Origin of the sequence: Legionella anisa (assembly GCF_001467525.1) — a bacterium.
Classification (GTDB): Bacteria; Pseudomonadota; Gammaproteobacteria; order Legionellales; family Legionellaceae; genus Legionella; species Legionella anisa.
In genome coordinates, this window is the sequence record NZ_LNXS01000029.1 from 138385 (window position 1) to 150556 (window position 12172).

Below are 12172 nucleotides of genomic sequence, written 5' to 3' on the forward strand. Positions count from 1 at the left end.
AGCGAAGCGAAACCTAGGAATTTTTACTTAACTAAGCTCAGATCCTGTCACACATCAAAGCCTACGGAGAGTCATTCCATTCTTTTACAACTATTTTGTTTTTGCCTTCGTTTTTAGCCTGATAAAGCGCTTCATCCGCTAATGCAATTAAATTATCAATTTTGAACTTATTAGATGGTGTAGATACTATGCCCATACTTAAGGTGACGTCCTTCATTATCGATTTTTTCTTCGATTTTTTGTTATTGAATTGTTTATTAAATGAATAACAAACGGCGAGACTGTTCTCAATAGTTTGGTTCACAAGAATGACGAAAAACTCATCACCGCCAACACGACAAATCGTATCATTAGCACGGCGAAATGATTTTTTTAATAATCCAGCAACAAAAATTAAAAAATTATCACCATAAGTATGTCCTAGATTGTCATTGATCAGTTTAAAGTTATCTACATCAATAGAAACCAGAACTATTGTGTAATTATTACGCTGAGCGTTTTCATATTCCTTCTGCAATATTAATTGAAAATAACGTCTGTTATATAAACCGGTTAACGCATCGGTTATGGAGAGTGTTTCTAAGTCATCAATTAATTTTTCTTTTTCTCGAGATAACAAAAATACTTTATTTAACAAAGAATTATTCATTCTTGCAGAAAAGTTCAGCACTATAAAAAAAAATATAAACATAAATGCAAGAACTATTCTTTCTTCTTTATATATCCAATAGTTATAAACGATCAGCTGGAAAAAGATAGGGGAGACATACGCATAATAAGCCGGAAGATAGACAGACAGCGAAGCTATTGCACCAGCACTTAATCCACCTAACATTAAAACAATAATAAATTCTTGTCCAACAGATATATAGGGGAACATAAGGCAATAAAAGCTTCCCCAGGCAACTCCTATGGTGAGTGTGAGCAGAGTAAAATAAATTAAAATATGGGGATGTTCATACCGTTCTTTTTTGAAAAGGTAATGACAAAAAAACCATTTAAATGTACTGAGCAAAATAACGGGAGTTATCCATAGAACCATTGACAAAGGAACGTTCCAATACAGGAGTTCTAATGCCAATAATACAGCTAAAATGATATTAAAAGGTATGGCGCGCAGCGATCCTTCCAAAAGAAATTCAATTTTCTCTTTATGGAGTGAGGTCAATTTTAAATCTCTACAATCCTTTGTATCTATAGTATAGCGCATACCATGGAGTGAAAAGTTTTTAATTATCTGTACTAGTGCAACGTCACGGAACCCGGGTTTCGCTGCGCTGAACCCAGTCTATAATTCTTCCTAGTTTAGCAAAATACATTGCAAATTAATTTTATTCGCTGTATTCATTCAATACCTTAAGGAACTGACTTCCATAATGAGCTAATTTGTGTTGACCTACTCCGGGAACTGCAAGTAACTGTTCCAAATTTTTAGGTTTTACTTCGGCCATTGCATGTAAGGTTGCATCGCTGAAAATCATAAATGGTGGTTTATTTTCTTCATCTGCCAGTTGGCGTCTTAATGCACGAAGCAATTCGAATAATGGGGTGTTCGTCGTTTCAATTGAGCGTCGTTCTTTTGTTTTCTTTTTACTCCGTTTCAGATCATAACTGGGTAAAGTAAGCGAGATTTTTTCTTCACCTTTAAGCAAAGGAATGGCTTTGGGTGTTAATTTAAGAACATTAAAGTGATTCATGTCCTGCACACAATATTCTTTATGAATGAGTTGCCAGGCCAAGTGCTTCCAATAGTGGACAGATTTGTCTTTACCGATGCCAAAGGTACTTATTTGTTCATGACCGTATTGTTTTATTTTATCTGAAGAACTGCCGCGCAATACGTCTATGGTATGTGTTAAACCATAATTTTGCCGTAATCGATAAATACAGGATAAGAATTTTTGCGCATCTTCTGTTGCATCAGCGGTTATTGGTGGATTTTCACAGACATCGCAATATTGACATTCCGTATCACAAGGTTCATCAAAATAACGTAATAAAATTTGGCGGCGACAATAGGATGCTTCAGCGAAAGCAAGCATGTGGTTGAGCTTATTGGTTTCAACCCGTCTTTGTTCATCGAGCGGGTTATTAATAATCCAGGAGCGTAATCGTGCACTATCTGCTGGATCATAGAGTAACAGTGCTTGGGCTGGCAATCCATCACGTCCAGCACGTCCTGTTTCTTGGTAGTAGCCTTCAATATTTTTAGGTAAATCATGATGAACAACGAAACGAACATTAGATTTATCAATCCCCATCCCAAAAGCGATCGTGGCAACAACAATGTCAATGCGATCGTGCCTGAATAAAGTTTGGACTTCTCGGCGTTCTTTATGAGAAAGTCCAGCATGATAGGCACGAGCTTTGAAACCGATTTCTTGTAATTTTTTGGCAAGATTTTCTACGCTGGTGCGGGTGCCGCAATAAATAATCCCTGATTGTTGTTCTACTGTTTGCAAAAACTGATTTAATTGCTTCACTGCATTGGTTTTAGGGACTACTTTATAATGGATATTGGGTCTATTAAATGAAGCAATGTATTTTTTGGGTGAATAGTTTAATTGATTAACAATATCCTGGCGTGTTTGTTTATCAGCAGTTGCAGTTAAAGCAATAATCGGAATATCAGGAAAATGGTTTTTTAAAATACCTAAAGCAGAATATTCGGGTCGAAAATCATGCCCCCATTGAGAGATGCAATGGGCTTCATCAATGGCAAAAAGTGCGATATGGCATTCTTTTAAGCGCTCCAGGAATGATGTGCTAATTAGCCGTTCAGGAGCGATATACAGTAAATCCAATTCATTATGATGTAATTGCATTAATACGTTTTTTGCCTCTTCACTGGTTAAAGAGGAGTTATAATATGCAGCACGAATTCCCTGTAATCTAAGTGCAGCCACTTGGTCTTCCATTAATGCAATCAATGGAGAAACAACAATACCTATTCCTGGTCTTACTATGGCAGGTATTTGATAGCATAGAGACTTCCCACCTCCTGTGGGCATTAAAACGAGAACGTCATATCCTGCAATAACATCATGAATGATGTCTTCCTGAGGTGTTCTAAACGAGTCAAAACCAAAATATTCTTTGAGTACGGCAAGTGAGTTATTACGAATTACAGGTGCTGCAAGAGTTTCCATGTATTATCCTAGAAAAAGCAGTTGAAACCCGCGACGCAAGCTAAAGGTACTCAATCTGCCGGATTTTTGAATTTTTTCACTCACCGTAGCGGTGACTACTGCTTTCGCGAAAAAAATTCAAAAAAATCCATTATCTTCAGCACCTTTAATTTGCTCGCTACGGTCTACTGCTTTTTCTAGGATTATTCTTATTTTTTTTCACGAGCAGGAAATTTGCAATCATATCATTATCCTTAAAAAAGCAGTAGACCGCTTTTTTAAGAATTATGGTTTGGAAATAAAAGCATTATCTTTTATATAAAAGCGCAGTAATTTTTCTGCCCAATCTTTTGCATAATGAACCCCAATTCTTGGTTTTTCCACAATGGTAAACGGATTTTGGTTTTCTGCTTCCGCAATGTAAAAAATATCGCCGGTTAAATCATGTTGATTCAATTGTTTATCTATATGCATTGCTTTGGAAAGAAGTCCGGGACCCTGCGTTCGTCCTTGAATGTTTTTGATGGGTTCGACAGCACGTAACAAGATTGCAGAACCTGTACCCTCATTTTCTGTAACAACATTGGTACAATAATACATTCCATAAATTAAATAGATATAGGCATATCCAGCTGGACCAAACATGACTTTCGTTCTTTGGGTAAGGCCTTTAGAGGAATGGGAGGCGAGATCATGTTGTCCTAGATACGCTTCTACCTCGACAATCCTTCCTATATATTCAAGTCCGGATTGATTATGGATAAGGTATTTTCCTAAAAGCTCTTTGGCAACACGAATTGTATCACGTTCATAAAATGTTCTAGGTATTTTTCGAAGCATATCTCTTTCATGGATGATAAAAATTCGCAATAATAATACATTTAAATAAATTTTCTAAGGATAGTTTATGGATTTTGAATTCACAGCAGAACATTTAGCCTTTCGTGAGATGGCAGCTGATTTTGCGCGCGAGAAATTGGCTCCAATGGCTGATAATTGGGATGAGCGTCATTATTTTCCCATAGAGGTTTTACGTGAAGCCGCCGCATTAGGAATGGCTGGGATGATGGCGCGAGAAGATATTGGCGGGGCACAGTTAACGCGGTTAGACTCTGCATTATTGTTTGAACAATTAGCAACAGGCTGCATCAGTACTAGTGCTTATCTTTCCATTCATAATATGGTTACTTCTTTAGTTGATCGATATGCTGATGCTGCGTTACGAATGAAGTGGGGACCTAAATTAACCTCCATGGAAGTGCTCGGTAGTTATTGCTTGACTGAGCCTGAATCCGGATCTGATGCGGCCTCTTTAAAAACCAGAGCTGTAAAAGATGGAGACTATTATGTTCTTAATGGTTCCAAAGCCTTTATTTCAGGTGGTTCAGCAAGTGATGTGTATTTATGTATGGTTCGCACTGGTGATGAGTCCCATCATGGAATAAGTTGCTTGTTGATCGAAAAAAATACGCCAGGATTAAGTTTTGGTAAGTTAGAGAAAAAATTGGGATGGCATAGTCAACCTACCTGTATGGTGTATTTTGAAAATTGCCGCGTACCTATTGCAAATCGTGTTGGTGATGAAGGTATGGGATTTAAAATTGCATTGAATGCTTTAAATGGGGGACGGATAAATATTGCCTCATGTTCATTAGGCGGGGCCCTTGCTTGCTTACGATTAACTCAAAGCTATATGCACGAACGTAAACAATTTGGTAAACCACTCACCGAGATGCAAGCATTACGTTTTTATTTTGCGGATATGCTAACTGATTACGAAGCAGCGCGTTTAATGGTTTATCGAGCAGCAAATGCTATGGATAAAAATGATTCTCAAGTTCCTCTGTATTGTGCCATGGCGAAACGTTTGGCTACGGATGTTGCCTTCCGTATTTGTGACAAAGCAATGCAAATACATGGGGGATATGGTTATTTACGTGATTATCAAATTGAGCGAATATTCAGAGACTTGAGAGTGCATCAAATTCTTGAAGGCACTAATGAAATCATGCGAGAAATTGTAGCGAAGGCAACTTTGGATGAAGAGCACTTTTTGTGTTGATTGACGTGCTCGTAGTTTGTAGCCTGGGTGCAGCGAAGCGGAACCCGGGTTTTAGCGCTGCATACTATCCCGGGTTCCGCTTCGCTGCACCCAGGCTACGGTATGTTCTTACAGAAAAGGAGTAAATGAAATGAATTTAATTGAACAAGATTTAGATAGCCAGGGAATTTTGATTTTAACTTTGAACAGACCCGAAAAGTTAAATGCTTTAAGCTCCGAAGTATTAGATGCTTTAGAAGAATCATTCCATTATGCAAAAATAAATCCAAAAGTTAAGGCGTTAATAATTACTGGCCAGGGTAAAGCCTTTTGTGCCGGCGCAGATATTAACCGATTGGCTGAATGTACAGCACAAACAGGATATGAATTTGCATGTCGTGGACAAGAAGTCTTCCGTCTTTTAGAAACTTTAGGTAAGCCTTCATTAGCAGCAGTGAATGGTTTTGCCTTCGGTGGCGGTTGTGAATTAGCTATTTCTGCAACATTAAGAATCGCTTCAACTAAAGCCCAATTTGGCCAACCCGAAGTAAAACTGGGGGTTATTCCTGGCTATGGCGGCACACAAAGATTGGCCCGTTTAATTGGTAAAGGACGCGCTTTAGATTTATGTTTGACCGGACGATTTATTAATGCAGAAATGGCATTACATTGGGGATTGGTGAGTGACGTTGTAGAACCAGAGGTTTTGTTGGAGCATGGGAAAACATTATTGCGTGGAATTTTGAGCATGGCCCCTCTTGCGGTTGCAAGTGTTATGGAGGTGATTGATCATGGCTATGATTTGTCTTTAACCGAGGCCTTGCATCTGGAAGCAATTCACTTTGCTAAAGTATGTGCTTCTGAAGACAAGCATGAAGGGGTGATTGCATTTCTGGACAAACGAGCTGCTGAATTCGAAGGAAGATAATCATGACTGATGAAGTACTTTTTAATCAAGAAGGTTCATTGGGAGTCATCACATTAAATAGACCCAACGCACTGAACGCACTGACTTTAAATATGATTCTTAACATACAAAGACAGTTAAGTCTTTGGAAAGAAGATGATGCTATTCACGCAGTAGTCGTGCGTGCAGCTTCGGGAAATGCATTTTGTGCTGGGGGAGATATACGTTCACTTTATCTTGCCGGACAAGTCAATGATGCAGAGCAAATGCAGTTTTTTTGGCACGAATACCGATTAAACCATTTTATCCATCATTTTGGTAAACCCTATATTTCTCTAATTGATGGTATTGTTATGGGGGGAGGGGTAGGGATTTCCATGCACGGAAGTCATCCTATAGCCAGTGAACGTTTCGTATTTGCTATGCCTGAGACAGGTATTGGTTTTTTTCCTGATATTGGTGCAAGCTATTTATTAACACGGTGTCCGGGATATTTGGGTACTTACTTAGGCTTGACCGGAAATCGTCTGGGTTCTCACGATGCAGTAAAAGCTGGATTGGTTAAAAAGATAGTGTCTTCAGAACAAATGCCTGCTTTATATGATGCATTAATGAATGAAGATTTATCAACAGATGCTTTTGAACGTGTCAATCAATGTGTACAGCGCTTTTCTTTTGTACCTGCTACAGAGGAAGTGAGTCAAATTAAGCCATTGATTGATGTCTGTTTTGCGCACCCAACAATTGAAATGATTCGCGAGTCCCTACAAAGTGCCAACACAGTATGGGCTGAAGCGGTTGATAATACTTTATCCCAAAAATCTCCCTTGAGTCTTAAAGTTACTTTAGCTCAATTACAAAAGGCAAAGGGACTATCTTTAGCACAATGCCTGCAAATCGACTATGACATAGTCAGTCATTTTATGCATGATTATGATTTTTATGAAGGAGTCAGAGCGTTATTGATTGATAAGGATAAAAATCCTCAATGGCATCCAACTCGTTTGGATTTAGTTTCAGAGGAAATGGTGCAGAAATACTTCGAACGTTCTCATCCTGGTTTGGAATGGGTATAGTTTCTTTAGGTTTTATGTAAGACAAGTTTGGATCGGTGTTAATAAATCTAATTTAACTACACCGATCTTTTATGAGTCATGCATGCCAATAAATGACAGTGAGGGGATGGATTTTAAAATCCAATTTTTATCCCTAGTCCCGGTACATGTAGTTCATTATCGTTTTCACGAGGAAGATCTATATCATTTCTAGTTTGCTCTTGTTCTTGCTCGTGTTGTTTTATTTTTTTGTTAATATAAGTTCCGGCGTGATAAATGCTACTACCTACTGCGGCTGCGCCAATTGAATAACCTGTGGTTTCAATAACTGGTTTGAAAAACATCCCAAGACGTGACATCATTTTATCATCCTTTTTAATAGTGTTAAAAACTGCGATGTGTGATCTAAAATTGCACATCACTGCACTATCGTACACTATTTTTTCATAACGAACCATTTTATAAAAAATAAAATGGTTCGTTATGAAATTCCCCAACTAGTGTTCTACACTAAGACTTTTCGCTTTGTGTTGGTGTAAAACTTGTAGTATGTGTTTCTTCATTGCTTGGAACCTCTTCAATACGAGGAGTTGTTTGTTTGCCCCCAAACATACTGTGCTTGGATTTTCCTGGTGAAGAGGGTTGATATCCTTCTGGAACAACTTTTTTCAAAGGTTCTTCACCCATAGTTTGACCAACACCAGCAACCAGAGCGAAGATAACTCCTGTTAAGCCCATACGTATAGGAACTTGTTTTAGAGCCATTGCTCCAAAAGATTTTAATGAAGCTCCTGGATTGCTGATGAAGCAATAAAATAACTCTTGGGTTAATTTAATTGTGTTTGCATTCTGCAGACGTCCATCTTTAACCGTAGATTGCACTAGAGCGTAATCTTTAAAGGATGTAAATGGATATGAGAAAAAGGCAGCTGCCATACCACTGAACATTCCCGAAGTAAAATGGGCCACGTTTTTATCTTGAATCGGTAATCCTTTTGCTATTCTCTCTTCAAGAATACATAAAGCGGCAAAATTGACCATTCCAGAACCATATCTGGGTATAAACCCCCCCATCATCAATTTCCAGGCATTATTAGGAGTTTTCCATGTAAAGTCAGTAGGAAGAAGACCAGGAACTTTCTTCAAGGTTGATAATGATTCAGGTATTTGGGTTACTAAAATATCGCCTAATGCCATAGCCATAACATAGCTGTAACTAACGCTGGCATATTTTTTACCCTCTTCTTTACCCGCTTCATGAACCCCTTCTTCTAAAGGCTTGCTGCCGCCTTTAGCTCCGGTAACGTAGCCAGTTCGAACTAGTGATCCTGAAATAGAAGCCGAAGTTCCAGCATACATTGCTTTCATGAGTCCCCAAAGCCCGCCTTGATAAGTAGGGACCATATTACCGCTCTTGGATAAATTAACTAACACTGTTTTGATCGGGCTTTGAACAGCTACGATACTAAAACTTGTAGCTAATGCAATAGTTACAAAATTAGCTCCATTCCACACTTGTTGTTGGACTGTCGCCATTGATGGCATAGCTGACCAAGCGTAACCAGGCAAACCCCCTAATTCTGAGGCCTCAGGTTGGTATTTGGGTGTGGTTTTTTGAGCTGTTGTCGCAGGTTGGTGGTGCGTTTTTTGAGTTTGTAGTCTTTGTTTTACTACTTCAAATGGTGAAGACCATGTAGCTGCGAGTATAGTAGATACACTCCATAAAGTTTGTGGTGTATTCAGTGTTTGTTTTATTACATCATATGGCGAAAACCATACAGGTTGTTGTTTCGCTTTTGGAGTTTGCATTCTTTGCTTTACTACATCCAACGGTGTTGTGAACCATGGCATCTTGCTTAGGTCAGGGAACCATGGAGTGGTGGTTGGTTTTTGCCCCGTTTTTGCATTTTGTAGTTTTTGTTTTACTACGTCCAGTGGCATTGTTAATCCTGGAATGGATATGGTTGGATAGGACCATACCGGAGCAGTAGATTTTTTCCCAGTTTGAGATTGAGTTTCTTTTTTAGTCTGCATGATAATATTTTAGATCATTGTTAAATTGGATTTGTATTATAAGGTGCAAAAATTAACTGAACCTTAAGAAAAATGAATAATTAGAACAAAAAAAAATCTTGAGGATTATTTTATGGGCACAAAGTTATTCAAATTGAGCAAAACCCCCCAGATTTTTTGCTTATTTTATTAAGAAGCGTGATGAAAAAGTCTTTTATTTATAAAAACTTATATTGAAATGCATGTGTAGATGCAGGATATAAAATCGTAATCTGGGAGATAGAAAATATTTATTAAAAAAGTCATAAATTAGTAAAAATTTAATAACAAAATTGGCTTCAATGTAAATCTATTTCAACCAATCGCTGAGAATATCAATGATTTTTTGCGCCTGATCTTCGCTGGATATATTAAATTTGGATTTTTGCCAGTATTGATTATTACGTTTTTGATAGCGTCGAATTGAATATTTAACGGGTCCATAATCATTTTGGGCGTTATCCCAATCCTGATACTTAAACATAATCGTAGTCCATGCGCCCTTACTTAATACCTTTTTATCCAGCTCTTTAACTGTTTCTGTCCCATTTTCACTAAATGCAATAGTGATTTCATCTATACTTGCAGTCATTTCAAAACGTACCTCAATAAGTAGTTCAAGAAAAGCAGTGACCTCATCAATTTAAATGGAGTTCTGCGCTAAAATTTTGAAAGTTTATCTTATTTTTTTAACTTACCATAGTGTTGAACTGTGATTTGCCAAAAAATAGGGAGGTAGGATGGAATATAATGAGGATATCATCCAACCACTTTTTGCAGAGTTAGACCTCTTCCCAAACTCGCTGAGAAGAGCGAAGTGAGAGGAGACGCGGAGCGGAGAACCGGAGTGTACACGCAAGTACATGAGGATTCGAGCACCGTATCGACGAAGCAATTCGTCTTCTCAGTAGAGTTTGGGAAGAGGTCTATTGAATGGATTGCAATTTACCATTAACAAAAGTCATGGTAACGGCAGGTTGGTATTCCCCTGGCTGATAGAGCCAAACTTGAGGTTTTTCAGCTGTTGGTACAACTTCATTGATAAACGTATTATTTACCATAGAGGGTGTGCCACAGGAATAATACACTTTTTGTACTGGATCCCCTCCCTGAATGTTTGCTCCCTGACAAACAGATACTGCATTGCTATCTGAGCCATTTAATTTAATAGAGCGTACTTTTTGATTCACAACATTGACTTCCAATGTGACGCCGCCACTGCCGGTGGGGACGTTCCATACCCCGTAAAAGGCGGTTTGAGTTCCCATATTATTATAAATGAGCTGTTGCATGGGAATTTTTTGTACAACAGGTTGATTTGATTCTTGTTGGCTCACTGGTTGGCCACAGGCTGCAATTACTTCATCAGGTGTCATTCCTAAATTAATGTACCCGTGGTTTTGTGGGCAATAATACGACTGAGTATCAGCGAATAAACTAAAAGGTAAAAGGATTAATCCTAAGCCAGTGCTACTGAGGAACGTCAATTTCATAATTCAATCCTGATAATCCTCTGCTTAAAATTAAGTATAGCCGCTTTTATAATAATCTCCAGGGCAGGTTTGCGCGAATAAATAAGGTAATAATTTTCAATAAAACCATAATGAGAAAAGGAGAAAAATCAAAACCTGAAATATCCGGGATAATCTTTCTACCGAGTCTTAGCAAGGGTTCTGTTAACAAACGTAAGAAGTCAGCAATTGGACTTTGCCACTCTGGATTGATAAAACTCATGACGACACGGATAAGTATGGCATAAAACAGAATATCACAAGGTTGAATGATTAAGTCTGCAATTATATAAATGAATATAAATACGATCGGGATTAGCCCATTTAAGGCAAGAAGGCTAATGCAGATAATTTTTAATAGTTCAACTAAAACCAAGGTGATAATCGCTGGGATATCATATTTTTTTCCTGGTTTATAGGGCTGTTTTGATATCAGTTGAATTGGGTTAACTATAGGGTTAGTTACTCTATAAATAAGTTGGCTTACTGGATTAAGTGCACTGACACGTAAATAGCGTATCGCAATGCGAAGCCATAAACTGAAAATAACAAGTGAAAAAAATAAAGAAACAATAAAGAGTGTTACGGCAATAAGACCAGACATATTTTCCCCTATCCTGCATTTATCAAAACTGACTTATTAGGATTATATCGCGTCACTTTATTTTTGTCGCTCACCAAATAATGCCCTACCTACACGCACTATAGTAGTTCCTGCTTCAATCGCAGAAACTAAATCATCACTCATTCCCATAGATAATGTATCCATATTGAGCCCAAGCTCCTGATTTAGTGTATGCATCAGTTGATTGAGTTGAATAAATAAATCATATTGTGTTTGTGTATTGTGTTGGGGGGGCGGGATCGTCATCAAACCTCTTAACTTGAGATGAGGAAGTTGACTGATTGCCAAAGCGAGTTCAGCCGCATCTTCAGGAGGAATTCCTGATTTTGTTTTTTCATCTACTAAACTAATTTGTAAACAGATGTTAAGTGGCGCTAAATGAGTTGGGCGATATTCATTGAGATACTGGGCGATTTTTAAGCGGCTAACACTGTGAACCCAGCTAAATGAAATGGCAATCCCTTTGGCTTTATTGCTTTGAATGGGGCCAATGAAATGCCAGCATATAGGCATGTTTTTTAATGCATTTATTTTTTGTTGTGCTTCCTGAAAATAGCTTTCTCCAAAATGAGTAACTCCAAGATGAAATAATTGGCTAATCGCCTCAATACTTTGTTGTTTGCTGACAGCAAGTAATAGAACACTCCCTGGTTCCCTGCCAAAATCCAGTTCAGATTGCTTAATTAATTGTTTTATTTGATATAGATTTTGCTGAAGGCTCATGATCATTTAGGTATATTTGCAAACCTTAACAATAGCAAAAGAAACTCTATTTGCCGAGTATCACTTCGTGAGCTAATCTAGTAGCATCATAATTTTGTGGTTGGACTGGCAATTAAGCCTCAACCTATTA

General features: G+C 38.0%; 12 protein-coding genes. 3 read left to right on the forward strand and 9 right to left on the reverse strand.

The window, feature by feature from the left end:
- Positions 1 to 61: 61 nt before the first annotated feature.
- From Lani_RS09800 to Lani_RS09810, 3 genes are all read right to left on the reverse strand, one after another.
- Complete coding sequence (locus Lani_RS09800) at positions 62 to 1168, reverse strand: GGDEF domain-containing protein (RefSeq protein ID WP_019233685.1); 1107 nt, start codon at positions 1166 to 1168, stop codon at positions 62 to 64.
- Positions 1169 to 1331: 163 nt separating this feature from the next.
- Positions 1332 to 3149 carry a DNA helicase RecQ gene (gene recQ, locus Lani_RS09805; protein WP_019233684.1) on the reverse strand — a complete coding sequence of 606 codons (1818 nt, stop codon included), beginning with the start codon at positions 3147 to 3149 and terminating at the stop codon, positions 1332 to 1334.
- A gap of 264 nt (positions 3150 to 3413) precedes the next feature.
- Positions 3414 to 3968 (reverse strand): DNA-3-methyladenine glycosylase, encoded by a 555-nt coding sequence (locus Lani_RS09810; protein ID WP_019233682.1) that lies wholly within the window; start codon positions 3966 to 3968, stop codon positions 3414 to 3416.
- 67 nt (positions 3969 to 4035) lie between these two features.
- On the opposite strand from Lani_RS09810, the gene Lani_RS09815 reads away from it, so the two are divergent.
- The 3 genes from Lani_RS09815 to Lani_RS09825 all read left to right on the forward strand — a co-directional run bounded on the left by Lani_RS09815 (position 4036) and on the right by Lani_RS09825 (position 7152).
- Positions 4036 to 5190 (forward strand): acyl-CoA dehydrogenase family protein, encoded by a 1155-nt coding sequence (locus tag Lani_RS09815; protein WP_019233681.1) that lies wholly within the window; start codon positions 4036 to 4038, stop codon positions 5188 to 5190.
- A 130-nt stretch (positions 5191 to 5320) separates the two neighbouring features.
- Positions 5321 to 6097, forward strand: coding sequence for an enoyl-CoA hydratase/isomerase family protein (locus Lani_RS09820; protein ID WP_019233680.1), 777 nt, complete (start codon positions 5321 to 5323; stop codon positions 6095 to 6097).
- 2 nt (positions 6098 to 6099) lie between these two features.
- Complete coding sequence (locus Lani_RS09825; protein WP_019233679.1) at positions 6100 to 7152, forward strand: enoyl-CoA hydratase/isomerase family protein; 1053 nt, start codon at positions 6100 to 6102, stop codon at positions 7150 to 7152.
- Positions 7153 to 7265: 113 nt separating this feature from the next.
- Here Lani_RS09825 and Lani_RS09830 read toward each other — a convergent pair whose 3' ends face one another.
- The 6 genes from Lani_RS09830 to Lani_RS09855 form a co-directional block, all read right to left on the reverse strand.
- Positions 7266 to 7493: a hypothetical protein gene (locus Lani_RS09830; RefSeq protein WP_127908245.1), complete on the reverse strand. Its 228-nt coding sequence runs from the start codon at positions 7491 to 7493 to the stop codon at positions 7266 to 7268.
- Between the two features lie 148 nt (positions 7494 to 7641).
- Positions 7642 to 9165, reverse strand: a complete 1524-nt coding sequence (locus Lani_RS09835; protein WP_019233677.1) for a hypothetical protein — start codon at positions 9163 to 9165, stop codon at positions 7642 to 7644.
- 328 nt (positions 9166 to 9493) lie between these two features.
- The gene (locus tag Lani_RS09840) at positions 9494 to 9775 is read right to left on the reverse strand and encodes a hypothetical protein (RefSeq protein ID WP_019233676.1); all 282 of its coding nucleotides are present in this window, start codon (positions 9773 to 9775) and stop codon (positions 9494 to 9496) included.
- A gap of 334 nt (positions 9776 to 10109) precedes the next feature.
- Positions 10110 to 10676: a DUF2845 domain-containing protein gene (locus tag Lani_RS09845; RefSeq protein ID WP_019233675.1), complete on the reverse strand. Its 567-nt coding sequence runs from the start codon at positions 10674 to 10676 to the stop codon at positions 10110 to 10112.
- A gap of 46 nt (positions 10677 to 10722) precedes the next feature.
- Positions 10723 to 11298 carry a YggT family protein gene (locus Lani_RS09850; protein ID WP_019233674.1) on the reverse strand — a complete coding sequence of 192 codons (576 nt, stop codon included), beginning with the start codon at positions 11296 to 11298 and terminating at the stop codon, positions 10723 to 10725.
- Between the two features lie 57 nt (positions 11299 to 11355).
- Complete coding sequence (locus Lani_RS09855; protein ID WP_019233673.1) at positions 11356 to 12042, reverse strand: YggS family pyridoxal phosphate-dependent enzyme; 687 nt, start codon at positions 12040 to 12042, stop codon at positions 11356 to 11358.
- Positions 12043 to 12172 lie beyond the last annotated feature (130 nt).

Coding starts and splice junctions, on each gene's coding strand:
- recQ (WP_019233684.1), bottom strand. CDS start 3,149: ATGGAAACTCTTGCAGCACCTGTAATTCGTAATAACTCACTTGCCGTA.
- Lani_RS09810 (WP_019233682.1), bottom strand. CDS start 3,968: ATGCTTCGAAAAATACCTAGAACATTTTATGAACGTGATACAATTCGT.
- Lani_RS09815 (WP_019233681.1), top strand. CDS start 4,036: ATGGATTTTGAATTCACAGCAGAACATTTAGCCTTTCGTGAGATGGCA.
- Lani_RS09820 (WP_019233680.1), top strand. CDS start 5,321: ATGAATTTAATTGAACAAGATTTAGATAGCCAGGGAATTTTGATTTTA.
- Lani_RS09825 (WP_019233679.1), top strand. CDS start 6,100: ATGACTGATGAAGTACTTTTTAATCAAGAAGGTTCATTGGGAGTCATC.
- Lani_RS09830 (WP_127908245.1), bottom strand. CDS start 7,493: ATGATGTCACGTCTTGGGATGTTTTTCAAACCAGTTATTGAAACCACA.
- Lani_RS09835 (WP_019233677.1), bottom strand. CDS start 9,165: ATGCAGACTAAAAAAGAAACTCAATCTCAAACTGGGAAAAAATCTACT.
- Lani_RS09840 (WP_019233676.1), bottom strand. CDS start 9,775: ATGACTGCAAGTATAGATGAAATCACTATTGCATTTAGTGAAAATGGG.
- Lani_RS09845 (WP_019233675.1), bottom strand. CDS start 10,676: ATGAAATTGACGTTCCTCAGTAGCACTGGCTTAGGATTAATCCTTTTA.
- Lani_RS09850 (WP_019233674.1), bottom strand. CDS start 11,298: ATGTCTGGTCTTATTGCCGTAACACTCTTTATTGTTTCTTTATTTTTT.
- Lani_RS09855 (WP_019233673.1), bottom strand. CDS start 12,042: ATGAGCCTTCAGCAAAATCTATATCAAATAAAACAATTAATTAAGCAA.